This is a genomic window from Variovorax sp. ZS18.2.2, assembly GCF_024701975.1.
In the GTDB taxonomy this organism is placed as follows: Bacteria; Pseudomonadota; Gammaproteobacteria; order Burkholderiales; family Burkholderiaceae_C; genus Variovorax.
This window is the reverse complement of the sequence record NZ_JANLNM010000001.1, coordinates 1,383,368-1,407,445: the sequence shown is the minus strand read 5'-3', so window position 1 is coordinate 1,407,445 and position 24,078 is coordinate 1,383,368. Positions and strand designations below refer to the sequence as shown.

Genomic DNA, 24,078 nt, shown 5'->3' with positions numbered 1-24,078 from the left:
GATGCTCTCTCCCTCGGAAAACGGGTTGCGGTGCGGGGCGCGGTACAGGTTTTGAATGGCGTTCATCAATCAGTGCGCTTGGGGATTGGTGATCCATCCCACCGGTTGCAGGGCCACGTCGTCGTCGATTTCCTGGTACGACAGCACCGCCAGTTGCGGCGCCACAGGCTCGATCAGGTTCTTGATGTAGCGCCGCACATCGGACGACGCGATGGCCACCACGCGGTTGGCGGTGGAGCCGAGCACGCGGCGCAGCTGCTCGCGGATGTCCTGCGTGACGGCCGGGCTCAGCAGCAGCAGGTTGCCGCGCGGCGAGCGCTCGATGGCGTTCTGCACGCGGTCCAGCAGGCTCGACTCGAACAGGATCGCCTCGAGCTGGCGGTTCGCACCGACATAGCGGCTGGTGATGTAGCGCCCGAGGTGGATGCGCACCAGCTCGGTGAGCGCAATGCCGTCCTGCTCCTTGGCGGCCCACATCGTCAGGCTCTCGAAGATGGCGTGCAGGTTGCGGATCGGAATGCCCTCCTGCAGCAGCCGGCGCAGCACTTCGGCGATGCGCTGCGCCGAAGCCACGCGCAGCACTTCGGCGGCGAGCTCGGGCGCATCGCGCTGCACCGAATGCAGGAGGCGCTGCACTTCCTGCAGGCCGATGAGGTCCTTCACATTGCGGCGCACGGTGTGGTCCACGTGCAGACCCACGACCTCCGCACCGGTCCATGTCGTGAGGCCCGGCTCGGGACCCGGCACCCACACCACGCGCGGGAACGGACCGAAGGGCTCGGCGACTTCGGCGCCCGGCGGCGTGGTGACGGCCTGCGCCGGATCGACGAGCAACCAGTCGGGCTTGAGCGTGCCGCGCGCCACGGCCACGTCGTGCACCAGCACCTGGTATTCGTTGTCGCCCAGGCCATCGACGTAGTTCAACTGCAGGCGCGGAAAGATCGGGCCGAGGTCGGATTCGACCGAGGTCTTGACCAGCGAGAGATGCTGGTCGAGCACATAGCGATCGACCGAGCTGCGCAGGCCCGAGGACAGGCGCACCGCGAGCGGCGCGGCAATCGCGTGGTCGGTGTCGGTCTCCTCGGCGGCCACGCCACCGCCGTGCGAGATCCAGCCCGGCGTGTTGCGCTGCTGGCGCAGCATGCGCATGGCAAGGCCCAGCCCGATCAGGATGGCGGCCAATATGCCGAACACCCACTTCGGAAAGCCCGGAACGATGAGGAAACTGGCCACTGCAAGGCCCGCGATGATGAGCGCGCGCGGATGCGCCATGAGCTGGTCGCCGATCTGCTGCGCGAGCTGCGAGTCGCGGCGGTCGCCGGTGCTCACGCGAGTGATGACGATGCCCGCTGCAATCGACACCAGCAGCGACGGAATCTGCGACACCATGCCGTCGCCCACCGTGAGGATCGCGTAGCGCTGCAGCGCGCCGCCTAGCGTCATGTCGTGCATCAGCGTGCCGATGGCGATGCCTGCGAGGATGTTGACCAGCGCGATCACGATGCTGGCGATGGCGTCGCCCTTCACGAACTTCATCGCGCCGTCCATCGCGCCGTGCAGCTGGCACTCCTGCTCCAGCAGACGGCGCTGCTTCTGCGCCTTGGCGGAGGACAGCACGCCGGCGCGCACGTCGGCGTCGATGCTCATCTGCTTGCCCGGCATGGCATCGAGCGCGAAGCGCGCCGCCACCTCGGCCACACGCTCGGAGCCCTTGGCGATCACGATGAACTGCACGATCGCGATGATGAGGAACACCACCCCACCGACCACCACGTTGTTGCCCACGATCAGCTTGCCGAAGGTGTCGATGATGTGGCCCGCGTTGGCGTGCAGAAGGATGAGCTTGGTGGATGCGATGTTCAGCGCAAGGCGGAACAGCGTGGTGAACAGAAGCAGCGAAGGAAAGGTCGACAGCGACAGCGCCGAAGGCACGTACATCGCAACGATCAGCAGCACCAGGCTGATGGCCAGGTTGCTCGCGATCAGGAAGTCGAGCAGCGGCGTGGGCAGCGGCAATACGAACAGCGCCACCACCACCACGAGCAGCGCAGCGAGCAACAAATCGTTATAGCGACCTGCATTGCTCAGCAGGTCACGAAAACTTCCGCGGTACTGTTGAAGAGATCGCGAGGAATTCGCCATTGCGTCCTTGCTCAAGTGGAATCTTGGAGTTGTTTTCCGATGCGCACTGCCTCCAGTTGCGCAACGAGCGTGATGAAGAGTCCCACGTCGCGATGCACTCTAAGCGGCGCCCTCCGATCACGGCAACCACGAGTTCTCGTAAGTACGAATGACCTGTGGCGCGCGCGGCACTACGCGTTCCCGTACTACCTGCACCCTGCCCCTTTCGCTAAGCTGCGCCGACCCGATGCGAAGCTGTTCGCGTTGTTGCTCGAAGGTATGTAGACAGTGACAGAACGTAGACATTGTTCGAACGAAAGCATGCATGCCGAGCCACGCCGTTGAAGCGGTGACGGAACTCGGCGAAGCCCGCGCATTGCCTCGCGCCGATGCGGCGAATGTGCGAGCGCTCAATCGTCTCTATGCGGCCGCACCGGTGCGTGGCGTGGCAGCACGCGGCGTGAGCTACCAGCTCGCGTGGCACCACGATGCGGCCTTCGGCCACACGACGCGCGAGCGCTACAGCTTCAGGCTCGGCGCGCACGTGGGCCACCTCGCGATGGATGCGCCGAGCATGCAGGTGCTGCTCGGCGAACGCCGCATCGACCTCTTGCCGCGCGACCTTCGCTACATCCTCCTGGCCGATGCGCTGCATCCGGTGATCGATGCGCTTGAGAAAGCGCTGCGCCTGCATTTCGAATGGCAGCCGTCGGAGGCCGAAGCAAGAGAACCCCGCGATGCGCGCGAAGCCCGCGAGCAGCCCCTCGTGCACTGCGACCCCGAGCGCGCGGCCTTCTTCGTGGCCACGCCATCGGACGGCGGCGCGATGCTGCGCGGCTTCGTGCAGTTCGACGATGCCGCGACGCTCGACGCACTCGTGCCGCCCACCACCGGACCGCTGCATGCCGTGCGCACCAGCGAGGCCTTCCACACGCTGCGCATGCCGGTGAGTTTTCAACTCGGCAGCACGCCGATCCAGCTTCGCGAGATCAGCAGCATCCGCCCCGGCGACATCGTCGGCATCGAGCAATGGAGTTCTTCGGGCGGCGGCATCGTCGTCACCGCCGCGCTGGGCGGCCCGACCGGGCTGTTTCTCTCGGCCGTGGCCGAAGGCTCGCGCATCACCGTTCAGCAATCGAGAGACAGTGCCATGAAGCCAGACACGCCCGCCGACCCTGCGGCCGCCGCAGACAACAACGTCAACCTGCCGCTCGACCGGCTCGATGCGCTGGAGGTGACGCTGCGCTTCGAGGTGGGCGACCTGTCGCTGTCGCTCGGCGAGTTGAAGAGCATCCGCGCGGGCCACGTGTTCGACCTGGCCGAACCGCTGAACCGCAGCCCGGTGCGCATCCTTGCGCACGGCAACGTGCTGGGCAAGGGCTACCTCGTGGCCGTGGGTGATCGCCTGGGGGTGCGCGTGTCGGAGTTCGCGCCCGGTGAAGTTTGACTAGATAGAACAACGCAGAACGAGGCCGCCCATGCAAGGAGGAATCCCGGAGCCACTCACCCTCGTCGCGGTGATGGTCGCGTTCGGCTTCGCGACCTTCGCGGCGCTGATGGTGACGAGCTATACCAAGCTGGTGATCGTGTTCGGCCTCCTGCGCACCGCGCTCGGCCTGCAGCAGACGCCGCCGAACATGGTGCTCAACGGCATCGCGATCATCCTCACGGTCTACATCATGGCGCCGGTCGGCATGGACATCGGCGACACGCTGCGCAACCGCAACTTCGGCGTCAAGGGCGAGAGCATGGGCGACATCATGGCGGTGATCGATGCCGCCAAGGTGCCGGTGAAGGAGTTCCTGCAGAAGCACACGCACGAGCGCGAACGGCAGTTCTTTCTGAAGTCGGCTTCCAACATCTGGCCCAAGGCGCGGGCCGAGCAGTTGAAGGACGACGACTTCATGGTGCTGGTGCCCAGCTTCACGTTGAGCGAACTGACGCGCGCGTTCCAGATCGGTTTCATCATCTACCTGGTGTTCGTGGTGGTGGACCTGATCGTGGCGACGGTGCTGCTCGCGCTCGGCATGTCGATGATCGCGCCGACCACCATCTCGCTGCCGTTCAAGCTGTTGCTGTTCGTGATGCTGGATGGGTGGACGCGGCTGGTGCACGGGCTGGTGCTTTCGTACCGCTGAGTTCGTCCACGAGCCGGTCGACCGCAGCCTCGGCCTTCTGCATCGATTGGGCGAGCTGTTCGCCGCCGAACTCGTCGCACTCCACCGCCGCCTCATGCACATCGGTGATGCCGATATAGCCGAACACCGAGCGCACTGAGGCTTCCGTATGGTTCAGGTGCGCGATGCGCCCGCCTGGGTCGTAGCCATGGTCGCCGCGCGCACCGAGCAGCACCATGCGCTTGCCGGCGTCGGCGAGCATCGGCCAGTACGGCACGGCACCGCGCGCACGTTCGAAACCGAAGGTGCGGCCCACACGCACGATGTTGTCGATGTACGCCTTGAACTGCGCGGGCACGCTGAAGTTGTACATCGGCAGGCCCACCACGATCAGGTCGGCGGCGACGAGTTGATCGACGAGGCGGTCGCTTTCTGCGAGCACATCGGCCATCCAGGGTTCGCGGTCGGAGGGTGCGGTGAAGGCGGCATGGATCCAGCGGCTGTCGACGTAGCCGGGCGGGTGCTGGCCGACGTCGAGATGGTCGATGCGGTCGTCGGGACGCGCCGCGAGCCAGCGCTCGACAAAGCGTGCGGAGAGGCGTCGCGTGTGCGAGCCGTGGGGGTCGGTGCCCGAGAGGCCCGGGCGGGCGCTGGCGTCGATGTGGAGCAGGTTGAGGGTCATGTCGCTCTTTCGGTGAATAGATGGATGAGTTGATCTGCGCTGTGTTGCGCTGTCAGAATGACTGCACAGGCCTTGAATCTATGGATACACATGGCCATTCACAAACGATCATTTCTCCCGTCATGCAAGAGATTGGCTCACCTGTTCGACCACTGCGCCGCCTGCCTCCCCTGCTCTCGCTGCGGGCCTTCGAGGCCGCGGCCGCGCACCTGAGCTTCCAGCGCGCGGCGGTCGAGCTCTCGGTCACGCCCTCGGCCATCAGCCACCAGGTGCGCGCGCTCGAAGACACGCTGGGTCAGCCGCTGTTTCGCCGGCTCACGCGGCAACTCGCGCTGACGCCCGCGGGTCAGCGGCTCTTTGATGACTTGCGCATAGGCTTCGATGCACTCGAAGCAGGCGTCGACCGGTTGCGCCGGCCTGCGGCTTCGCAATCCGTCACGCTCACCACCAACACGGCCTTCGCGGCACGCTGGGTGCTGCCGCGCATGGCGGTCTTCCGCCAGGCCTGCCCCGGTATCGAGCTGCGGCTGCATGCGGGCGACACGGTGGTCGACCTGGCGCGCGGCGATGCAGACATCGCGGTGCGCTCGGGCAGCGGCAACTGGCCGGGGCTGGCGGTCAGCGAGCTGATGCCCGAGCGCTATGCGCCCTTGTGCAGCCCGATGCTGGGCCTGCGCCGCAAGGGCGATCTACCAAAGCACCAGCTGATCCATTGCGACTGGCAGCCGCAGGCGCTGGCGCCGGCGCTGTGGTCGCGCTGGTTTCGTGAAGCGGGCATCGCGCCGCCGCGTGGACGGTCGACCAGGGCGGCGGGCCTGTCGTTCTCGGACGAGACGCACGCGATGCTCGCCGCGCTGGCGGGCCACGGCATCGCGCTGCTGAGTCTCACGCTCGCGGCCGAGGAGTTGCGCAGCGGCGCGCTGGTGCAGCCCTTCGGGCCGGCACTCGATACGGGGAGCTACTTTCTCGCGACCGCGAACGGGCGAGAGAACGAACCTGCGATCCGGGCCGTGTGGCAGTGGATCGAATCGCAGGCTGCCGCCGGCTGATCAGGCCAACGGGTCTGTGATCTCGCGAAGCGCCATGCGCTTGTAGCCCTCCACCAGCGCCGCGCCTTCGGTTGCATCGACTGCGATGGCCAGGCGGATGGTCGCCTCGCCCATCTCCCAGATCAGGAAAGCGGTTTGCTCGATGCGCTTGATGTCGGCGCGGGCACGCACCTTGTGCACCTTGAACATCGCGTCGGCGAGCATCTGCCCGCAGGCGCGGCTCTCGGTGAGCTGCAAGGTCAGCAGTTGCCTGTCGACCTGCATGCCGCTCCAGATGTCGCGCATGACGGGGCGCTCGTTGACGATGGCGTAGTACACGTCCACCAGCGCCGCGAAGGACGACTGCAGGCTCGCGAGGTTTGTCACGTCCTTGAGGCCGTCGCGGATGCACTCGCGGCTCGCGGCATTGATGCGCTCGGCCAGCATGCGGATCAGCGCGGCCTTCTCGGGGAAGTACTGGTAGAGCGAGCCGATCGAGATGCCGGCGGATGCGGCGACCTCGCTCATCTTGAGCTGGTCGCTGCCGCCGCGCACGATGAGCTCGGCGGCCGCTTCGAGGATGCGCTCCACGCGCGCCTTGCTGCGCTCCTGGATCGGACTCTTTCTGGCCGAAGGCGCCTCGGCGACGGCCACCTGCGATTGCAAGGATGCACTGCGTGTCATAGGGTCGCCCGGGGGTTGACATTCAAAATGTGAGTATCTATCATTTTTTACGTGAGCATTACTCACATTATCTCAAGGAGTTCGAAAATGGCAATCAGCAGCAGCACCCGGGATGATGTGCATCCCATTTTGGTACTCGGCGCGAACGGCAAGACCGGCGGGCGCGTTCTGGACCGGCTCCGCGCCGCCGGGCATGCAGTGCGTGTCGGCTCGCGCTCCGCGCATCCGCGCTTCGATTGGGAAGACCGGGCCACCTGGACTGCCGCGCTCGAGGACGTGCGCGCCGTCTACGTCGCCTACCAGCCCGACCTGTGCGTGCCGGGCGCCGTCGAGACGGTGACCGCGTTCTACGCTGCGGCCGCCAAGGCCGGCGTCGAAAGAGTCGTGCTCCTGTCGGGCCGAGGCGAGCCCGAAGCGCAAGACGCAGAGAAGGCCCTGCAGGCCACCACGCTCGACTGGACCATCGTGCGCGCCAGCTGGTTCTTCCAGAACTTCAGCGAGAACTACTTTCTGGACGAAATCGTCGCAGGCGCGATCACCCTGCCCGAAGGGCTGGCACCGGAGCCCTTCATCGATGCCGACGACATCGCCGACATCGCAGCCGAAGCGCTGGTCGACAGTCGCCACAGCCGCAAGCTGTACGAGCTGACCGGCTCCCAGGCTTTCACCTTCCCGGAAGCCATCGCAGAGATCGGCCGCGCGACGAATCGGCAGATCGACTGCAACATCATTTCGATGGACGAATACGCCAAGGTGCTGTCTGAAGCCGGCCTGCCGCCAGACCTTTCGTGGCTCGTCATCTACCTGTTCACCACCGTGCTCGATGGCCGCAACACGCCCATCGCCCACGGCGTGGAACAGGCGCTGGGCCGCCCGCCGCGCACCTTCGCCGACTACGTTGCGCGCACGGCCCCGACCGGCGTGTGGGGAGCCAAGTGATGATGGGCAAGACCGCGACGGTGCTGATCCTCGTCAGCGCCTTTTCCACGGCGATGGTCGCCGGCATCTTCTACGCGTTCTCTTCGTTCGTGATGCCCGCGCTCGCGCGCATCCAGAACAGCGAAGGCATCCATGCGATGAATTCGATCAACGTCACGGTGATCACGCCGAGTTTTATGCTTTTGTTCATGGGCAGCGCCGTGCTGGGCATCGTGCTCGGGGGCTGGTCGCTGTTCTCGATCTCGCAGCTCGATTCGCAACTCGTCCTGCTCGCAAGCCTGCTCTACGTGGTCGGCTGCTTCGGCGTGACGATGGCCCTCAACGTGCCGCTGAACAACCAGCTCGCAGCGACATCGCCCACCGACGGCCATGTGTTCTGGCAGACCTACCTCAAGACCTGGACGCTGTGGAACAGCGTGCGGACCGCCTCCTCGGCACTCGCCGCGATCGTCTTCGTTGCAGTTGCATTAAAGCGGGCCACCGCGTAGGGCTTTGCAGCTTGCGCATGCACGTGGAACATGGTTTCATCCAAAAGAAACAGGGAGTAAGTAGAACAACCGGTTCAGGAGAGGAATCGAGATGAAGCACCATGACTCGCGCGTGCTCGCGGCACTGGCACTGCTGACCACCTGCATGGCATCGATCGATGCGCGTGCGGCCGACGGCACCATTCATTTCACGGGCGAAATCGTCGCAGCCCCTTACGAGATGCGCCTCGCGGCGCACGCGCCGGCACCGGCGCCAACGGTGGCCCACCGCAAGAGCGGCTCGGGCCCCGTCGCCGAACTCTCCTTCGTGCAGCAACGCGTGGACCGGCCCAGCGGCACCGTGCGAATCGACGGGCTCGGCGCCCTGCCCCTGCGCACCGTGTTCACCGATGCCCAGGGCCGACAGCATCCCTTCGATCCTTCACAGGCACGCGAAATCGGCCTGGACGGGGGCAAGCTGTCCATTGCGACGCTACGGCAGCCGCCCACAGGCCGCGTGGCGGCCGCCATGGTGACGGTCAGCTACAACTGACCGCGCACCGGCGCAACCTCAAGCTGCGCGAAGCTGCTCGCGCAGCTTCTGGCCGATCTCGGGCCTTTCGAGGAACGGATCGGCCGGGTTCACGACCGCCACGATGTTCTCCATGCGTGCGCGCACGTTGCCCAATGCCTTGGGGTGGCTGAACACGTAGAACTGGTTGTCGCTGATGGCGTCGAACACCTTCGCCGCGACTTCGGCCGCGGTGATCTTGCCGCTGCTCACCGCCTTGTTGCTCATGGCCTGGCCGATGAGCTGGCTCTTGGTGAGTTCGGTGTCCTTCGGCGCATTCGGGCGGTTGCGCTCGCTGCTCGTGATACCGGTCGGCACGAAATACGGGCACAGCAGGCTCGCGCCGATCTGGTCGGTGACCAGCGTCAGGTCCTGGTACAGCGTCTCGGTGAGGCTCACGACCGCGGCCTTGGCGGCGTTGTAGATGCCCATGTTGGGCGGCGTGAGCAGGCCCGCCATGCTGGCGGTGTTGGTGATGTGGCCGCGGTAGCCGGGGTCCTTGGCGGCAGCTTCGAGCATCATCGGCGTGAACAGGCGCACGCCGTGGATCACGCCCCAGAGGTCCACGCCCAGCACCCATTCCCAGTCGGACACCGTGTTCTCCCACACGAGCCCGCCCGCGCCCACGCCGGCGTTGTTGAACACGAAGTGCGGCGCGCCGAAACGCTCCTTCACGGCGGCGGCCAGCGCTTCCATCTGCGCGGCATCGGACACGTCGACCTTGCGGGCCAGCACCTGCGCGCCGGCGGCTTCCATTTCAGCCTTGGCCTTGTCCAGCGCGTCCTGCTGCACGTCGACCAGCACGAGGTTCATGCCGCGCCCAGCGCCGATGCGCGCGCATTCGAGGCCGAAGCCCGAGCCCGCGCCGGTGAGAACGGCGGTCTTGCCCTTGAAGTCCTGAATCATTTGCCGGTGTCCTTCTTGCGTTGAATGTCTCTGACGTTGGAGCCGCTATTGAAGTACGGAACGCGCCATCGCGCAGTCACGAAGGTGCCCGACGCGGGGACGCTTCAGGCTTCTGCTTTTTTCAGCACATAGCCGATGCGCGGAAAGTGCACATGCACCGTGCCGATGCGCTCGTCGCTGCGCTCCAGCGTGTAGTGCGTGCGCGTGGCGGCCACCAGCGTGCCCGACGTTTCCTCCAGGCCGAAGCTCTCGGCGCGGATGGTCACGGCGCTGCCGAGCGCGATGCCGTGGTCGTCCTGGAAGGTGCTGTCGGTCAGCAGCGTGTGCGGCGTCGCGGCCTTGGCCACGGCAACGGCTTCGTCGGCGCTGAACTTCTCGGGCGCGCCATGCCCGATGGCGGCCATGCGGTCCATCCAGTCGACCACCGCGGGCGTCAGGTCGAGGATGGTGCGCACCGACTCGATGCGGCGCGTGTACCAGAGCGGGTGGTAGGCCGCGAAGTCGCTGATGCTCGGCACCTCGCCCAGGAGGTAATGGCGGTCGTCCAGCATGTCCGACAGGCGGCGCAGGTACGACTTGTAGGCGCTGGTGGCATCGGCCGGACGCAGGCGCGTCATGTTGCCCGCGCTCATCTTGCCGCGGTCTTCGCCGAAGGCCTTGGCCGCCTCGGGCGGCGCCTTCGCAAACACTTCGGCCGCGCCCTTGGGCTGCAGGTTCCAGGCCATCGCGGCCCAGAACAGGGTTGTGTCGGCCCACTGCGCGAGGATGCGCGACAAGCCCTTCTCGGGCTCCGGGTACAGCGTGGGCTCGGGCTGCAGGTGCTCCAGCACGTCGGCGATGAGCGCGCTGTCGCAGTACATGTCGGCGCCGATCTGCAGGAACGGCGTCTTGCGGTAGCCGCCGGTGAGCAGCTCCACATCGGGCTTGGGCATGATCGGCGGGATGAAGACCGACTTCCACGGCAGCTGCTTGGCGCCGAGGATCAGCCGCACCTTCTCCGAGAACGGCGAGGTGGTGTAGTGGTGGAGGATCAGGTCGGCCATGGGTTTCGGTTTCCTTGTAGTCGTGAGGCTGAATCCACCTCCACCGTTCGGGCTGAGCCTGTCGAAGCTGCGCGTGGCACTTCGACAGGCTCAGTGCGAACGGATTCGCGGGGTGGCGTGAATATCTATAGAGGACTTGCGCGCCGGATGATCGAATCGAAATCGGTGCCCGCGCCCAGCGTGCCGAAGGCATTGCCCCAGTCGCCGCCCAGGCGCGAAGCACAGAACGCCCCGACCACCGCGGGCGGTGCCGTCTGCGCAAGCAATGAAGCCTGCACGGCCAGCGCCACGTCCTGTGCCAGACGACGCGCCTCCACCTCGGAGGCCATCGCCTCGATGCGCGCCGGCAGCGCGTCGGCCAGTCGGTCGAGTGCGGCGTGCTGGCCGCGGGCCGGCGCCAGTTCCTTGGTCAGTGCCGCCACCGCATCGCCCTTGCGCAGGCCCCGCAGCAAGTCGAGCGCCATGATGTTGCCCGCGCCTTCCCAGATCGAGTTGAGCGGCATCTCGCGATAGACGCGGGCCATGATGCCTTCGCCGCCCTCTTCCACATAGCCGTTGCCGCCCAGGCACTCCATCGCCTCCTGCGCGAAATGGCTGCCGCGCTTGCAGATCCAGAACTTGGCGACCGGCGTGAGCAGGCGCGCCATCAGGCGTTCGTGTTCGTCGTCCGGATGGTCGAAGGCGCGGGCCAGGCGAATGGCCAGCGCGGTCGAGGCTTCGCTTTCGAGCGCAAGGTCGGCCAGCACGTTCTTCATGAGCGGCTGCTCGATCAGCGGCTTGCCAAAGGCGTTGCGCTGCGATGCGTGGTTGATGGCGATGCTCAACGCCTGCCGCATCAGGCCGCTGGTGCCCAGCGCGCAGTCGAGCCGGGTCATCGTGCCCATCTCCAGGATCTGCGGAATGCCGCGCCCCTCCTCGCCCACCAGCCAGGCGCTGGCGCTGTGGAACTCGACCTCGGAACTCGCGTTGGCCTTGTTGCCGAGCTTGTCCTTCAGGCGCTGGATGTGGATGGCGTTGCGCGAGCCATCGGGCAACACGCGCGGCAGGAAGAAGCAGCTCAACCCGGCCGGCGCCTGCGCGAGCACCAGGAAGGCATCGCACATCGGCGCCGAGAAGAACCACTTGTGGCCGGTGATCGCGTAGCGCTCGCCCCAGGCGTCGCTGCCATCGCGCACGGCCTTGGTGGTGTTGGCCCGCACGTCGGAGCCGCCCTGCTTCTCGGTCATGCCCATGCCCATGGTCACGCCGGGCTTGTCCTTGAAGGACTTGAGCGCCGGGTCATACCAGAGGCTCGTGAGCTTGGGGCCCCAATCGGCGTACACGGCCGCATTGCCGCGCAGCGCGGGCGTGACCGCATAGCTCATCGAGATCGGGCACAGCATCGAGGGCTCCAGCTCGGTGAAGAGCATGAAGCCGGCCGCGCGCAGCACATGCGGAGATGCCGACGTGCCCGCCCAGGGCGTGCCGTGCAGGCCGGCGCCCACGGCAGCCGACATGAGCACGTGGTAGCTCGGATGAAACTCCACCTCGTCGATGCGCCGCCCGAAGCGATCGTGCGTGTGCAGCTCGGGCGTGTGGATGTTGGCCAGCCGCGCATGCGTCTGCATCTCGGTCGAGCCGATGGTCACGCCCAGCTCCTGCAACGGCGCTACCTGCAGTTGCGGCGCATTGAACTTCAACGCATCGCGCAGGGGCCGGTTGGTCTCGAACAGGTTGTAGTCCGCGAGCGGTGCGGGCTGGTTAAACACCTCATGTGTCGTTTCCATGACCGGCCTCCTTGCCGTGCGTTCAGTGCATTCAGATCAACTTGACCAGTTGCTTGCCGAAATTCTTGCCTTTGAGCAAACCCAGGAAGGCCTCAGGGGCGGACTCGATGCCCTCTGCAATCGATTCGCGCGGCTTGAGCTTGCCCGTGCCCACCAGCGTGCCGAGCTCGGTCAGCGCCTCGGGCCACACTTCCAGGTGCTCGCTGACGATGAAGCCTTCGATCTTCATGCGGTTGATGAGGATCAGCGCGGGGTTCGCCAGCGGCAGCGGTGCGCCGTCGTAGCCCGCGATCATTCCGCACAGCGCCACGCGCGCGAAGGCGTTGCAGCGCAGCAGCACCGCGTCGAAGATGTAGCCGCCGACGTTCTCGAAGTAGCCGTCGATGCCGTTCGGGCAGGCTTCCTTCAGCGCCGCGCTCATGGACTTCACGTCGGGGTGCTGGCGGTAGTCGATGCAGGCGTCGAAGCCGAGTTCGTCGGTCACGTACTTGCACTTGTCCGGGCCGCCCGCGATGCCCACCACGCGGCAGCCGCGCGCCTTGGCGAGCGCACCGAAGGCGCTGCCGACCGCACCGCTGGCGGCAGTGATGACCACGGTTTCGCCGGCCTTGGGCGCAATGATCTTCACGAGGCCGTACCAGGCCGTGACGCCCGGCATGCCCACTGCGCCGAGGTAATGCGACAGCGGCACATGCGTGGTGTCGACCTTCTTCAGCGAGCCGGGCTGCGAGCCATCGACCACGCTGTACTCCTGCCAGCCGCCGAAGCCGACCACCTTGTCGCCGACCGCGTACTTCGGATGCTTGCTCTCGACCACTTCGCCGACCGTGCCGCCCTGGAACACCTGGCCCACGGGCTGCGGCTGCGCGTAGCTCTTGGCGTCGTTCATGCGCCCGCGCATGTACGGATCGAGGCTCATGTAGTGGTGGCGCACCAGCACCTGGTTGTCGGCGAGCGCAGGCGTCTCGACGGTCACCAGCTTGAAGTTGCCGGCAACGGCTTCGCCATCGGGGCGGTTGTCGAGGTGGATCTGCTTGTTCGTGGGCATGTGTGTCTCCTGGGGAATTCGGTCAGTCGGTCGAAGGCGGCCGCATTTCATTCGCGCTGGCGGGGCCGGTCGGCAATCGGCGCTTCACGTACTTGAAGGTGCCGGTCGCATGGGCGCACACGCGCTCCTGCTCGTCGTAGATCTTGGCTTCGGTAAAGGCCAGCGTCGCGGTGCGATGTATCAGCGTGCCGCGCGCATGCAGCGGGCCGACCGAGGGCTGCATGAAGCTGGTCTTCATCTCGATCGTGACCACGCCGGTCTCGGGCGCCACGCTGCGCGCGGCCGCTGCCATGGTGATGTCCAGCAGCGTCATGCAGGCGCCGCCGTGCGTCACGTCGAAGGTGTTCAGGTGCTCGGGCTTGGCCGTATAGATGATCTCGGACTCGCCGCCCTCGAACTTCGTGAGTTCGAAGCCCAGGTGGCGCGCGAACGGGATCTGGCTCGTGTACGAGCGGATGTTGATGTCAGAGGATGAGGCGTCAGTGTTCATTGAATTTTTTCGTGAGACACCGCGGAACCGGCTTCGCCGGGCCGCAGGTGTCGCCCCCGGCGAGGGGGTTGGCGTAGCGACACGAAGTGCGCGCAGCCTGGGGGAGAACTCACGCTGCGCCGAGGACCACGCTCACGCCGCCGTCCACCGCCAGCCACTGGCCGGTGATGTGCTTGCCGGCATCGCTCGCGTACAGCAGCGTCAGGCCCTTCAGGTCTTCCTCGTCGCCCAGGCGTCCGAGCGGTGCCTGCGCGGCCATTTTTTCTTCGCCCAGCGACTTGATCAGGCCCGCCGCCATCTTCGTCATGAAGAAGCCCGGGCAGATCGCGTTCACGGTGATGCCGTACTTGCCCCACTCGGCCGCCAGCGTGCGGGTGAAGCCGATCACCGCCGTCTTGGAGGTGTTGTAGGCCAGCGTCTGCATCTCGGGCGGGTTGCCGTTCAGGCCGGCGATCGAGGCGATGTTGATGATGCGGCCGGTCTTCTTCGGGATCATGTAGCCGTTGGCAATCTGCTGCGACAGGATGAAATAGCCGCGCACGTTGAGGTTCATCACCTTGTCCCAGGCCTCGACCGGGTGGCTCTCGGCGGGCGAACCCCAGCTCGCGCCGGCGTTGTTGACCAGGATGTCGACCGCGCCCATGCGCTGCAGCGTCTCGTCGGCCAGGCGGCGGGTGTCTTCTTCCTTGGAGCAATCGGCGGCGATCCAGCGCGCGTCGATGCCGGCGGCCTGCAGCTCGGCGGCGGCCTGCTCCAGGTCGTCGGCCTTGCGCGAACTCAGCATGATCTTCGCGCCGGCTTCGCCGAGCGCATGGGCCATCTGCAGGCCCAGGCCGCGCGAGCCGCCGGTGATGAGGGCGGTCTTGCCCTTCAGGTCGAAAAGCTGTTGGGCAGTGCGTGGCGTCATGTCTGTGTCTCCGGAGTCGGTGTGAAGAAGGAAGAGATCGAAGGCATCGCGCCGATGCTACGAAGCGGCTTCGGCCAAATCGACGGCCGCGACCTTGCCCGATGCCACGGCTGCCTTCAGCCCGCGCCAGTCGGCCTGGTTGACGTCGGCATAGGCTTCGGCGAAATCGGCGAGCGCGGTGTTGAAGGTCTTGGAGCGTCCGAGGTAACCGTCGATGGCCCAGGCGTCGCCGCCCTTGGCATGTGCGCGCGCGAGGCTGTAGCCGCAAGCCTCGGCAAATTCGAGCAGGTCGACGGGCTTGAAGTCCTCGAGCTTGTACGAAGCCTTCATGTCGCGCAGTTGCCGCACGTAGAAGCCGCGTCCGCCCTGCGCTTCGGCCCAGCCCAGGAACACGTCGCTCGCAGCTTGCGCGAGCTTCTGCCCCTGCACCACGCGCTGGCCCGGCGAGCCCTGCTCCGGCGGCGAGCCCAGATGCGGTTCGAGCACCGAGTCGCAGGCTTCCTTGCATTGCAGGAACAGCGGATGAACCCCATCGGCCACCAGCAGCAACAGGAAGCAGCGCCGCCCCACCGAGCCCACGCCAGGCGTGAGCACCGTGACGTCGTGCAGCTCGTAGCGGTCGAACAGCCGCTGGCGCTCCGGCGGCAGGCTCGCGCGGTATTGCGCGAGGAAGGCCGGCAAGCCGGCACGGAAGCGGCGGATCTCGCGGGCCGTCGCCTTGGCGTCGTGGTACACGAACGGCGGCTGCTCGCGCATCATCAGGCGCCCGTCGACGATCTCGGTGGCGCCCGTGGCGAACACGCGCGAGGTGCTGCGGCGGGCCTTCTTGATGACCGCGAGCTCGGTCGCGTCCTGCGCGCCGAGCTTCAGCAGCGTCTGCGAGGTGAGGCGCGCGTACCAGGCGTCCAGCGTGTCCATCTGCGCGAAGCGGCGCATGCGGTCGCGATACGCCTCGGCCAGTTGCCGGACCGCATCGCGCCCCACACGCGGCTTGAACTTGAGGTCGCGTGCAGCCACGACGAACGAGGTGGCCAGCCGGCGCACGTCCCAGTCGAACGGGCCTTGCAGGGTCTCGTCGAAATCGTTGATGTCGAAGACCAGCGAGCGCTCGGGGCTGGCGAAGAAGCCGAAGTTCGCAAGGTGCGCATCGCCGCACAGCTGCGTGACGACGCCGCTGTGCGGCAGCTTCGCCAGGTCGTTCGCCATCAGGCTGGCGGCACCGCGGTAGAAGGTGAAGGGGCTGACCAGCATGCGGCCGTGGCGCACCGGCACCAGCTCGGGCACGCGGCCGCGGTTGGAGGCCTTCAGCCAGCCGAGCGGGTCGCGGTCCTTGGCATCGGGCTTGGGTGACTCGGCCCACTGGTCGAGCGTGCAGCGCGCGCGCTGTGCGCGGCCGAACGCCCGCCGGTCGGCCGGCGAAGCTTTCGCGTCGGGTGCGCGGGGTTCAGACTTCATAGTCCATGCACTGCCGCGCTTCGCGCACGGCACCGATGAAAGGCTTGAGCGCCACATGCTGCGGGTGGTCCGCATAGGCCGCGAGCGCGGCCGCATCGGTGAATTCCGAGTACAGCACCAGGTCGTATGTGGCCTCGAGCCCGGGCTGGGCAATGGCCACCTCGAAGCGGTGCGTGCCAGGCGAGAGCTTCGCGCAGGCATCGAGCAGCGCCTTGGCCTTCAGCAGGTTGGTCGCCTTGTCGGCGCCCTCGGCGTGCTCCTTGAACTTCCACATCACGATGTGCTTGAGCATGGTCTGGCCTTCTTGCTTATTTCTTGTCGTTCAGGCGCGAGCGCACATAGATGAGCACGAAGCCCACCAGCGCGAGCACGCCGCCAGGCGTGGCCATCGACCAGCCGAGCACGGCATCGGTGCGGCCTGTGGCGATGCCCAGGATCACCAGGAACAGGCCGCCATAGATCAGGATCCAGATCCACTTTTCGAGCCGGGCGTGCGGCTTCGGGGGTTTGACGGGGGTGGGCGTGTTGGGGGCGGCGTTGGCCATTGTCAGAAAGCGTCCTCGGGCAAAGCGGTACAGGTGGGGTCGCGGCTCTCGACCACGTTGAGCCAGGCACCGATTTTCGGCAGCTCGTAGTGGAAGAAGTAGTCCGTGGCGCCGATCTTGCCAGCTGTTACCGCCCTCGCCTTGTCCGCGTCGATTTCGAGCGCCCGCCGCGCCACGTCCAGCCAGAGCCAGGCGAGCACCGTGTGGCCGAAGGCCTGCATGTACGGCACGGCGTTGGCCAGCGCGTCGGCCGGGTCGCCCGTGGACCAGGCGGCCTCGGTGGCGCTGCCGATGCGCTGCAGCGCGGCGCCCAGCGCCTTGGCATGCGGCGCGAGCGCGGGCACCTTGGCCGTGCGACCGATGGTCTCGGTGATGCGACCGGCCAGCAGTTGCAGGCCACGGCCTTTTTCCATCAGCACCTTGCGGCCCAGCAGGTCGGCCGCCTGGATGCCGTGCGTGCCCTCGTGGATCATGTTCAGGCGGTTGTCGCGCCAGTACTGCTCCACCGGAAAGTCGCGCGTGTAGCCGTAGCCGCCATGCACCTGGATCGCGAGCGAATTGGCTTCCAGGCACCATTCGCTCGGCCAGCTCTTGGCGATGGGCGTGAGCACTTCGAGCAACAGCCGCGCATCGTCGGCCGCCTGTGCATCGCCGGTCTTCTGCGTGTCGACCAGCCGGGCGCAGTACAGCTCCAGCGCCAGCGCGCCCTCGCAGTACGCCTTCTGCGCAAGCAGCATGCGGCGCACGTCCGCGTGTTCGATGATGCGGACCTGCGGACTGGCCGAGTCCTTCGCCACCTGGCTGCCTGCACCGGCCTCGGGCTTCTTCACGAGACGGCCCTGCGGCCGGCTCTTCGCGTACTCCAGCGAAGCGTAGTAACCGGCCATGCCGAGCATGGTCGCGGCCGTGCCCACGCCGATCCGTGCCTCGTTCATCATGTGGAACATGCAGTGCAGGCCCTTGCCGGGCGCGCCGACGAGATAACCCACTGCGCCCGCCTTGCCATCGACCGGGTACTTGCCCTCGCCAAAGTTCAACAACGTGTTGGTCGTGCCGCGCCAGCCCAGCTTATGGTTCAGGCCCGCCAGCGCCACGTCGTTGCGCTCGCCGGTCAGCTCGCCCTTCGTGTTCACCATGCGCTTGGGCACGATGAAGAGCGAGATGCCGCGCGTGCCCGGCACCAGCTTGCCGTTCTCGTCGGGGATCTTGGCGAGCACGATGTGCACGATGTTCTCGGTCAGCTCGTGATCGCCGGACGAGATCCACATCTTGTTGCCGGTGAGGCGGTAGCGCGGCCCGAGCGGATCGTCTTGAGAGTCCGCGCCATCGGGCACAGCGCGCGTGGCCACGTCGCTCAGTGACGAACCGGCCTGCGGCTCCGACAGGCACATGGTGCCCGCCCAGCGACCGGAGAACTCGTTCTTCGCGAACACCTCTTTCTGCATCTCGGTGCCGTGCACCATCAGCAGGTTGGCGTTGCCGCTGGTGAGCATGTTGGAGCCGATGCTCACCGAGGCCATCGCAAAGAAGCTGTTGGCCGCGGCCGACAGCGTGTAGGGCAGTTGCATGCCGCCGATGTCGTAGTCCTGCGCGGCGCTCATCATTCCCGATTCGACAAAAGCCTTGTGCGCGTCATGCGTGGCCTTCGGCAGGATGACCTTCTCGCCGTCGAAATGCGGCTCCTGCGTGTCGACCGTGCGATTGAACGGCGCGTACTTCTCGCGCGCAATGCGCTCGCAGGTGTCGAGCACGGCGTCGAAGGTTTCGCGCGAGTGGTCGGCGAAGCGCTCGCTCTGGTTGAGCGACTCGGCATCGAGCCAGTCGTAGAGCAGGAAGTCGAGGGTGGGACGCAGGCTCATGTGGGGTGTCTCTTCTGGCTACTTCTTCGAGGATTCGGGCAGCTTCGCGATGGTGCCCTGCGCGAGCGCGCAGAGCTTTTCCACACCGCCCGTCACCGCGAAGATCTCGCAGGTGCAGACGGCTTGCGAACTGCCGGTGTGCACGGCCTTGGCGCGCGCGATGAGGCGATCGCCGACGGCTGGCCGCACGTAATTGATCTTGAATTCGGAGGTCACCACCGGCACGCGCAAGGCGGTGCCGCCGGCGAAGGTCAGCGCGTTGTCGGCCATGTAGCTCACGATGCCGCCGTGGGCGAAACCGTTCTGCTGCTTGAGCTGCGCGGTCAGCGGCAGCTGGAGATCGACGTTTCCCGGCGAGAGCGCGTGCATTTCTGCACCGATCAACACGCTGAAGGGTTGCGAGGCCAGGACGCCCCGCCCCATTTCGAGCAGGGCCAGAAGGGCTTCGGGCGAGACCTGGATGTCACCGCCCGACATGATTACAAGACCTCGAACACGCCCGCGGCACCCATGCCGCCGCCGATGCACATCGTGACCAGCACCTTCTTCGCGCCGCGGCGCTTGCCCTCGATGAGCGCGTGGCCCGTCAGGCGCTGGCCGCTCACGCCGTAGGGGTGGCCGACTGCGATGGCGCCGCCGTCCACGTTCAGGCGATCGCCCGGGATGCCGAGCTTGTCGCGGCAGTAGATCACCTGCACGGCGAAGGCTTCGTTCAGCTCCCACAGGTCGATGTCGTTGACCGTGAGGCCCAGGCGCTTGAGCACCTTGGGAATCGCGAAGACCGGGCCGATGCCCATCTCGTCGGGCTCGCAGCCGGCCACGGCAAAGCCGAGGAAACGGCCGAGGGGCTTGAGGCCCTTTTGCTGCGCGTACTTTTCGTCGACCACCACGCAGGCGCCGCCGCCGTCGGAGAACTGGCTGGCATTGCCGGCCGAGATCAGCCCGCCGGGAATGGCCGAGCGGATGCCGCTGATGCCTTCCTTGGTGGTGCCGGCGCGGATGCCTTCGTCGTTCTCGATCGTGACTTCCTTGGTGCGCAGGCCCATCACCGGGTCGGCCACGCCGGCCAGCACGGTGATCGGTGCAATTTCTTCCTTGAAGCGGCCGGCTTCGAGCGCGGCGGTGGCGCGCTGCTGGCTCGCCGCGCCGTATTCGTCCATGGCATCGCGGCCGATGTTGTAGCGCTTGGCGACCTGCTCGGCCGTCTGCAGCATGTTCCAGTAGATCTCGGGCTTGTGCTTCACGAGCCACGGGTCGGCCAGCATGTGCTTGTTGGCTTCGTTCTGCACGCACGAGATGCTCTCGACGCCGCCGGCCACGTACACGTCGCCTTCGCCCGCGATGATGCGTTGCGCGGCGGTGGCGATGGTCTGCAGGCCCGAGGAGCAGAAGCGGTTGATCGTCATGCCCGAGGTGGTGACCGGGCAGCCGGCGCGCAGCGCGATCTGGCGTGCGATGTTGGAGCCGGTGGCACCTTCGGGCGTGGCGCAACCCATGATGACGTCATCGACTTCGGCGGCGTCGATGCCGGCGCGCGAGATGGCGTGCTGAACGGCGTGACCGCCGAGCGTGGCACCGTGCGTCATGTTGAAGGCACCCTTCCAGCTCTTCGCGAGCGGCGTGCGGGCGGTGGAAACAATGACGGCGCTGGTCATGGTGAGGTCCTTTGAAGATGGAAGGGAAAAGAGGGTGTGGTCGTCATTGCGCCGGAGCAGCGTTGCTGTTGCTCAGGAGCTGGTGATAGAAGCCGATCATCTCGCCGTAGTTGGAGATGGCCAGACGTTCGTTATTGCCGTGAAAGCGCGCGAGGTCTTCGCCCTTCACGCGGAACGGCGAGAAGCGGAAAACGGCGTCGCTCACGAGGCTGAAGTGGCGCGAGTCGGTGGCTGCCGTCATGAGGCCCGGGGCCACGACCGCATCGGGAAAGGTCTGGCGCACAGCCTGCTGGATCGCGCGGTAGCCGGTGCTGTCGGTCGGCGACACGGGCGACGGCTCGGAGTTGCCGGGGTACTGCTTGATCTTGATGTCGTCATTGGCCAGCGTCTTGCGCAGGTGCGCCTCGACGCTCGCGATGCTGTCGCCCGGCAGGATGCGGAAGTTGACGGCTGCCTCGGCGCGGCCGGGCAGCACGTTGTCCTTGTTGCCGGCGCGCACGATGGTGAGCGCCGTGGTCGTGCGCAGCATGGCGTTGCTGCTCGGGCTCTTCTCGAGCTGGCCGCGCACCAGCGGCTCGGTGAGCCACAGGTTGGAGAGCATCACGCGGTTGACGCCGCTCATCTCGGGTGCGAGCGCACCGAACATCTGCCCCGCCACGCCCGTGATACCACCGGGCATCGGGTTGGCTTCGAGCCGGGCGAGCGCCGCGCTCATGCTGCCGATGGCGCTGTGCAGCGGCGGCATCGACGAATGGCCGGGGGCGGTGTCGAGCGAAAGGAAGAAGGTGCCGTAGCCCTTCTCGGCCAGGCCGATCAGCGCCGCGGGCTTCGAAAGGCCGGGCAGCACGCCATCGAGCACGAGCAGGCCTTCGTCGAGCACCCAGTCCAGGCGCACGTTGCGCGACTTGAGCAGCTCGGCAATGGGTAGCGCGCCGCGCAGGCCGCTCACCTCCTCGTCGTCGCCCATCACGAGATAGACGGTCTGCTTCGGCTTGAAGCCGGCGCCGATGAGCAGCTCGATGGCTTCCATCTGCGCGAAAAGATTGCTCTTGTTGTCGAGCGTGCCGCGGCCCCAGACGAAGCCGTCCTTGATCTCGCCCGCGAAGGGATCGACCGTCCAGGCCTTCTCGGTGCCGGGGGCGATGGGCACCATGTCCTGGTGCGCCATCAGCGCGATGGGCTTGGCCGACGGATCGGTGCCGGTCCATGTGTAGAGCAGCGCCTTGCTACCCACGACTTCCTTCTTGAGGGTGGCGTGGACCTTGGGGTACTGCTGTTCGAGGTAGGCGTGCAGCTTGTCGAACTCGGCCGCGTTGGTGGCCGGGTCATCGAGGCCCGACACCGTGCGGAACGTGATCGCCGTCGATAGCCGTTTGGCTGCCGCCTGCAGATCGATGTCCAGCTTCGGTGCGGGCGCCACCGCCAATTGCTGCGATGGCGTGGTCCAGGTCTTGACCGCCACGGCGGCTACCAATGCCAGAAGCACCAGCAGCAGCCCGAGGAAGATGCGTTTCAACATAGGCGGTCAGGACTGACGGATCAGCTGAAGGACTTGCCTTCGGCCACCAGCTTCTGGATCAGCGGTGCGGGCTGCCAGAACTCGGCGTCGTCGCGTGGGTTCTTCGCGAAGCGCTTCATCGACTCGGCCACGTTGTAGAGACCCACTTGCGACGCATAGTGCATCGGGCCGCCGCGCCAGATCGGGAAGCCGTAGCCGGTGAGGTACACCATGTCGATGTCGCCGGACTTCGACGCGATGCCGTCTTCCAGGATGTGCGCGCCTTCGTTGACCAGCGCATACACCAGGCGTTGCACGATCTCCTCGTCGGAGATCTTGCGCGGCGTGATGCCCAGTTCCTTGCGGTGGTCCTCGATCATCTTGTTGACGAGTTCCGAAGGAATCGCATCGCGCTTGCCGGCCTGGTAGTCGTACCACCCTGCCCCGGTCTTCTGGCCGAAGCGGCCCAGTTCGCAGAGCTTGTCGGCCGTGCGGCTGTACTTCATGTCGGCACGCTCGGTGGCGCGGCGCTTGCGAATGGCCCAGCCGATGTCGTTGCCGGCCAGGTCGCCCATGCGGAACGGACCCATGGCAAAGCCGAACTTCTCGACAGCCTTGTCCACTTGCTGCGGCGTCGCACCTTCATCGAGCAGGAAGCCCGCCTGACGCGAGTACTGCTCGATCATGCGGTTGCCGATGAAGCCGTCGCACACGCCCGAGACCACCGAGGTTTTCTTGATCTTCTTGCCGATGGCCATGACCGTGGCGAGCACGTCCTTGGCGGTGGCCTTGCCGCGCACCACTTCGAGCAGCTTCATCACATTGGCCGGGCTGAAGAAGTGCATGCCGACCACGTCCTGCGGACGCTCGGTGAACGAAGCGATCTTGTCGACATCGAGCGTCGAGGTGTTCGAGGCCAGGATCGCGCCCTTCTTGGCGACGCGGTCGAGTTCCTTGAAGACCTTTTCCTTGACGCCGATTTCTTCGAACACCGCTTCGATGATGAGGTCCGCGTCCTTCAGGTCGTCGTAGCTCAGCGTGGTGCTCAGGAGCGCCATGCGCTGCTCGTACTTGTCCTGCTTGAGCTTGCCCTTCTTGACCTGGGCTTCGTAGTTCTTCTTGATGGTGGCGACGCCGCGGTCGAGCGCGTCCTGCTTCATCTCGAGAATCTTCACGGGGATGCCCGCGTTCAGGAAGTTCATCGAGATGCCGCCGCCCATGGTGCCGGCGCCGATCACGCCCACGGCCTTGATCTCGCGCTTGGCGGTGTCTTCGGGCACATCGGGAATCTTCGACGCAGCGCGCTCGGCCATGAACAGGTGGCGCAGCGCCAGCGATTCAGGCGTGAACATCAGCGCGGTGAAGAGACGGCGCTCCTCGGCCATGCCTTCGTCGAACTTCAGCTTGGTGGCAGCCTGCACGGCGTCGATGCACTTGAGCGGCGCCGGGTAGTTCTTGGACATGCCGCCGACCATGTTCTTGGTGAACTGGAAGTAGGCGTCGCCTTGCGGGTGCTTGCACGGCAAGTTGCGCACCAGCGGCAGCGCTTCACCTGTCTTGCCGGCCACGCTCTTGGCGAAGGCCACGGCCTCTTCGAACACCGACTCAGGCGAAGCGGCCAGCTTGTCGAACAGCTTCTGGCCCGGCAGGCTCGCGAGCAGTTCGCTCTTCACGGGCTCGCCGCTCACGATCATGTTGAGCGCGGTTTCCACACCGATCACGCGCGGCAGACGCTGTGTGCCGCCGGCGCCGGGCAAAAGGCCCAGCTTGACTTCGGGCAGTGCCACGCTGGTGCCGGGAGCGGCCACGCGGTAGTGGCAGCCGAGCGCCAGTTCGAGGCCGCCGCCCATGCACACGGAATGGATGGCTGCAACGATGGGCTTGGGGGAGGCTTCGAGCGTGAGGATCACGCTCAGCAGGTTGGGCTCTTGGAGCGCCTTGGGCGTGCCGAACTCCTTGATGTCCGCACCGCCGGAGAACGCCTTGCCGGCGCCGGTGATGACGATGGCCTTGACGGCGTCGTCGGCATTGGCCTTGGCCAGGCCATCGGTGATGCCGATGCGGGTCGAGAAACCGAGACCGTTGACCGGAGGGTTGGTCAGTGTGATCACGGCGACATCGCCGAGCACTTTGTATTCAGCCGTCATGCTGCGTTCCTTGGTGTGTGAAGAAAAAGAAGAAAAAGCACGAGTGTTCTTTTTCGAGGGATTCTAGGCGTTTCGCGTGGCTCAACAATGGCACGCAGTCGCTGTCGGGACAAGCCCTTCATGAGGAGGGCGGGCCTTTCGGGGAACACC

The 24,078-nt window shown here is 66.2% G+C and carries 23 protein-coding genes; 6 read left to right on the top strand and 17 right to left on the bottom strand.

Going from position 1 to position 24,078, the window contains the following annotated elements; genetic code table 11:
* Positions 1–69: 69 nt before the first annotated feature.
* Positions 70–2,058 (bottom strand): type III secretion system export apparatus subunit SctV, encoded by a 1,989-nt coding sequence (sctV, locus tag NU688_RS06685; RefSeq protein ID WP_257859748.1) that lies wholly within the window; start codon positions 2,056–2,058, stop codon positions 70–72.
* Positions 2,059–2,446: 388 nt separating this feature from the next.
* Here sctV and sctQ point away from each other — a divergent pair, with 388 nt between their 5' ends.
* Complete coding sequence (sctQ, locus tag NU688_RS06680) at positions 2,447–3,568, top strand: type III secretion system cytoplasmic ring protein SctQ (protein ID WP_257859747.1); 1,122 nt, start codon at positions 2,447–2,449, stop codon at positions 3,566–3,568.
* 31 nt (positions 3,569–3,599) lie between these two features.
* On the top strand, positions 3,600–4,259 hold the full coding sequence (gene sctR / locus NU688_RS06675) for a type III secretion system export apparatus subunit SctR (protein ID WP_257859746.1): 660 nt from the start codon (positions 3,600–3,602) through the stop codon (positions 4,257–4,259).
* Here the strand turns inward: sctR and NU688_RS06670 are convergent.
* Complete coding sequence (locus tag NU688_RS06670) at positions 4,186–4,920, bottom strand: FMN-dependent NADH-azoreductase (RefSeq protein ID WP_257859745.1); 735 nt, start codon at positions 4,918–4,920, stop codon at positions 4,186–4,188. The two genes, sctR and NU688_RS06670, sit on opposite strands and share 74 nt — an antisense overlap.
* Positions 4,921–5,042: 122 nt before the next feature.
* On the opposite strand from NU688_RS06670, the gene NU688_RS06665 reads away from it, so the two are divergent.
* On the top strand, positions 5,043–5,969 hold the full coding sequence (locus tag NU688_RS06665) for a LysR substrate-binding domain-containing protein (RefSeq protein WP_257859744.1): 927 nt from the start codon (positions 5,043–5,045) through the stop codon (positions 5,967–5,969).
* On the opposite strand, the gene NU688_RS06660 is transcribed toward NU688_RS06665, so the two are convergent.
* The gene (locus NU688_RS06660; protein WP_257859743.1) at positions 5,970–6,632 is read right to left on the bottom strand and encodes a TetR/AcrR family transcriptional regulator; all 663 of its coding nucleotides are present in this window, start codon (positions 6,630–6,632) and stop codon (positions 5,970–5,972) included. It lies immediately after the preceding gene.
* Between the two features lie 87 nt (positions 6,633–6,719).
* Here NU688_RS06660 and NU688_RS06655 point away from each other — a divergent pair, with 87 nt between their 5' ends.
* The 3 genes from NU688_RS06655 (at position 6,720) to NU688_RS06645 (ending at position 8,591) form a co-directional block, all read left to right on the top strand.
* On the top strand, positions 6,720–7,571 hold the full coding sequence (locus NU688_RS06655) for an NAD(P)H-binding protein (protein WP_257859742.1): 852 nt from the start codon (positions 6,720–6,722) through the stop codon (positions 7,569–7,571).
* On the top strand, positions 7,571–8,059 hold the full coding sequence (locus NU688_RS06650) for a DUF1772 domain-containing protein (RefSeq protein ID WP_257859741.1): 489 nt from the start codon (positions 7,571–7,573) through the stop codon (positions 8,057–8,059). The genes NU688_RS06655 and NU688_RS06650 overlap by 1 nt, the downstream gene beginning before the upstream one ends.
* Before the next feature lie 91 nt (positions 8,060–8,150).
* Positions 8,151–8,591, top strand: coding sequence for a hypothetical protein (locus NU688_RS06645; RefSeq protein ID WP_257859740.1), 441 nt, complete (start codon positions 8,151–8,153; stop codon positions 8,589–8,591).
* Between the two features lie 18 nt (positions 8,592–8,609).
* On the opposite strand, the gene NU688_RS06640 is transcribed toward NU688_RS06645, so the two are convergent.
* From NU688_RS06640 to NU688_RS06575, 14 genes are all read right to left on the bottom strand, one after another.
* Positions 8,610–9,515 (bottom strand): SDR family oxidoreductase, encoded by a 906-nt coding sequence (locus tag NU688_RS06640; protein ID WP_257859739.1) that lies wholly within the window; start codon positions 9,513–9,515, stop codon positions 8,610–8,612.
* Between the two features lie 104 nt (positions 9,516–9,619).
* Positions 9,620–10,558 carry a glutathione S-transferase family protein gene (locus tag NU688_RS06635; protein ID WP_257859738.1) on the bottom strand — a complete coding sequence of 313 codons (939 nt, stop codon included), beginning with the start codon at positions 10,556–10,558 and terminating at the stop codon, positions 9,620–9,622.
* Positions 10,559–10,683: 125 nt separating this feature from the next.
* Positions 10,684–12,324, bottom strand: a complete 1,641-nt coding sequence (locus NU688_RS06630; RefSeq protein ID WP_257859736.1) for an isovaleryl-CoA dehydrogenase — start codon at positions 12,322–12,324, stop codon at positions 10,684–10,686.
* A 31-nt stretch (positions 12,325–12,355) separates the two neighbouring features.
* Positions 12,356–13,372 carry an NADP-dependent oxidoreductase gene (locus NU688_RS06625; protein ID WP_257859735.1) on the bottom strand — a complete coding sequence of 339 codons (1,017 nt, stop codon included), beginning with the start codon at positions 13,370–13,372 and terminating at the stop codon, positions 12,356–12,358.
* Between the two features lie 22 nt (positions 13,373–13,394).
* Positions 13,395–13,862, bottom strand: coding sequence for a PaaI family thioesterase (locus NU688_RS06620; protein ID WP_257859734.1), 468 nt, complete (start codon positions 13,860–13,862; stop codon positions 13,395–13,397).
* Between the two features lie 109 nt (positions 13,863–13,971).
* Complete coding sequence (locus tag NU688_RS06615; protein WP_257859733.1) at positions 13,972–14,769, bottom strand: SDR family oxidoreductase; 798 nt, start codon at positions 14,767–14,769, stop codon at positions 13,972–13,974.
* A gap of 57 nt (positions 14,770–14,826) precedes the next feature.
* Positions 14,827–16,224 (bottom strand): DUF2252 domain-containing protein, encoded by a 1,398-nt coding sequence (locus NU688_RS06610; RefSeq protein WP_257859732.1) that lies wholly within the window; start codon positions 16,222–16,224, stop codon positions 14,827–14,829.
* Positions 16,214–16,516, bottom strand: a complete 303-nt coding sequence (locus NU688_RS06605; RefSeq protein WP_257859731.1) for a Dabb family protein — start codon at positions 16,514–16,516, stop codon at positions 16,214–16,216. The genes NU688_RS06610 and NU688_RS06605 overlap by 11 nt, the downstream gene beginning before the upstream one ends.
* A 16-nt stretch (positions 16,517–16,532) precedes the next feature.
* Positions 16,533–16,769, bottom strand: coding sequence for a hypothetical protein (locus NU688_RS06600; RefSeq protein WP_257859730.1), 237 nt, complete (start codon positions 16,767–16,769; stop codon positions 16,533–16,535).
* A 2-nt stretch (positions 16,770–16,771) separates the two neighbouring features.
* The gene (locus tag NU688_RS06595; RefSeq protein ID WP_257859729.1) at positions 16,772–18,628 is read right to left on the bottom strand and encodes an acyl-CoA dehydrogenase; all 1,857 of its coding nucleotides are present in this window, start codon (positions 18,626–18,628) and stop codon (positions 16,772–16,774) included.
* 18 nt (positions 18,629–18,646) lie between these two features.
* The gene (locus NU688_RS06590; RefSeq protein WP_257859728.1) at positions 18,647–19,105 is read right to left on the bottom strand and encodes a PaaI family thioesterase; all 459 of its coding nucleotides are present in this window, start codon (positions 19,103–19,105) and stop codon (positions 18,647–18,649) included.
* A 2-nt stretch (positions 19,106–19,107) separates the two neighbouring features.
* Positions 19,108–20,283: an acetyl-CoA C-acyltransferase gene (locus tag NU688_RS06585; RefSeq protein ID WP_257859727.1), complete on the bottom strand. Its 1,176-nt coding sequence runs from the start codon at positions 20,281–20,283 to the stop codon at positions 19,108–19,110.
* 43 nt (positions 20,284–20,326) lie between these two features.
* On the bottom strand, positions 20,327–21,802 hold the full coding sequence (locus NU688_RS06580) for a M20 family peptidase (RefSeq protein WP_257859725.1): 1,476 nt from the start codon (positions 21,800–21,802) through the stop codon (positions 20,327–20,329).
* 20 nt (positions 21,803–21,822) lie between these two features.
* Positions 21,823–23,928 carry a 3-hydroxyacyl-CoA dehydrogenase NAD-binding domain-containing protein gene (locus NU688_RS06575; protein ID WP_257859724.1) on the bottom strand — a complete coding sequence of 702 codons (2,106 nt, stop codon included), beginning with the start codon at positions 23,926–23,928 and terminating at the stop codon, positions 21,823–21,825.
* Between the last annotated feature and the right edge of the window lie 150 nt (positions 23,929–24,078).

What these genes read in the sequence shown, in the direction of transcription:
- NU688_RS06640 (WP_257859739.1), bottom strand. Translation starts at nt 9,515, where the DNA reads ATGATTCAGGACTTCAAGGGCAAGACCGCCGTTCTCACCGGCGCGGGC.
- sctQ (WP_257859747.1), top strand. Translation starts at nt 2,447, where the DNA reads ATGCCGAGCCACGCCGTTGAAGCGGTGACGGAACTCGGCGAAGCCCGC.
- NU688_RS06625 (WP_257859735.1), bottom strand. Translation starts at nt 13,372, where the DNA reads ATGCCCACGAACAAGCAGATCCACCTCGACAACCGCCCCGATGGCGAA.
- NU688_RS06605 (WP_257859731.1), bottom strand. Translation starts at nt 16,516, where the DNA reads ATGCTCAAGCACATCGTGATGTGGAAGTTCAAGGAGCACGCCGAGGGC.
- NU688_RS06595 (WP_257859729.1), bottom strand. Translation starts at nt 18,628, where the DNA reads ATGAGCCTGCGTCCCACCCTCGACTTCCTGCTCTACGACTGGCTCGAT.
- NU688_RS06635 (WP_257859738.1), bottom strand. Translation starts at nt 10,558, where the DNA reads ATGGCCGACCTGATCCTCCACCACTACACCACCTCGCCGTTCTCGGAG.
- NU688_RS06610 (WP_257859732.1), bottom strand. Translation starts at nt 16,224, where the DNA reads ATGAAGTCTGAACCCCGCGCACCCGACGCGAAAGCTTCGCCGGCCGAC.
- NU688_RS06665 (WP_257859744.1), top strand. Translation starts at nt 5,043, where the DNA reads ATGCAAGAGATTGGCTCACCTGTTCGACCACTGCGCCGCCTGCCTCCC.
- NU688_RS06590 (WP_257859728.1), bottom strand. Translation starts at nt 19,105, where the DNA reads ATGTCGGGCGGTGACATCCAGGTCTCGCCCGAAGCCCTTCTGGCCCTG.
- NU688_RS06580 (WP_257859725.1), bottom strand. Translation starts at nt 21,802, where the DNA reads ATGTTGAAACGCATCTTCCTCGGGCTGCTGCTGGTGCTTCTGGCATTG.
- NU688_RS06660 (WP_257859743.1), bottom strand. Translation starts at nt 6,632, where the DNA reads ATGACACGCAGTGCATCCTTGCAATCGCAGGTGGCCGTCGCCGAGGCG.
- NU688_RS06650 (WP_257859741.1), top strand. Translation starts at nt 7,571, where the DNA reads ATGATGGGCAAGACCGCGACGGTGCTGATCCTCGTCAGCGCCTTTTCC.
- NU688_RS06655 (WP_257859742.1), top strand. Translation starts at nt 6,720, where the DNA reads ATGGCAATCAGCAGCAGCACCCGGGATGATGTGCATCCCATTTTGGTA.
- NU688_RS06615 (WP_257859733.1), bottom strand. Translation starts at nt 14,769, where the DNA reads ATGACGCCACGCACTGCCCAACAGCTTTTCGACCTGAAGGGCAAGACC.
- NU688_RS06645 (WP_257859740.1), top strand. Translation starts at nt 8,151, where the DNA reads ATGAAGCACCATGACTCGCGCGTGCTCGCGGCACTGGCACTGCTGACC.
- NU688_RS06600 (WP_257859730.1), bottom strand. Translation starts at nt 16,769, where the DNA reads ATGGCCAACGCCGCCCCCAACACGCCCACCCCCGTCAAACCCCCGAAG.
- sctR (WP_257859746.1), top strand. Translation starts at nt 3,600, where the DNA reads ATGCAAGGAGGAATCCCGGAGCCACTCACCCTCGTCGCGGTGATGGTC.
- NU688_RS06620 (WP_257859734.1), bottom strand. Translation starts at nt 13,862, where the DNA reads ATGAACACTGACGCCTCATCCTCTGACATCAACATCCGCTCGTACACG.
- NU688_RS06575 (WP_257859724.1), bottom strand. Translation starts at nt 23,928, where the DNA reads ATGACGGCTGAATACAAAGTGCTCGGCGATGTCGCCGTGATCACACTG.
- NU688_RS06670 (WP_257859745.1), bottom strand. Translation starts at nt 4,920, where the DNA reads ATGACCCTCAACCTGCTCCACATCGACGCCAGCGCCCGCCCGGGCCTC.
- NU688_RS06630 (WP_257859736.1), bottom strand. Translation starts at nt 12,324, where the DNA reads ATGGAAACGACACATGAGGTGTTTAACCAGCCCGCACCGCTCGCGGAC.
- NU688_RS06585 (WP_257859727.1), bottom strand. Translation starts at nt 20,283, where the DNA reads ATGACCAGCGCCGTCATTGTTTCCACCGCCCGCACGCCGCTCGCGAAG.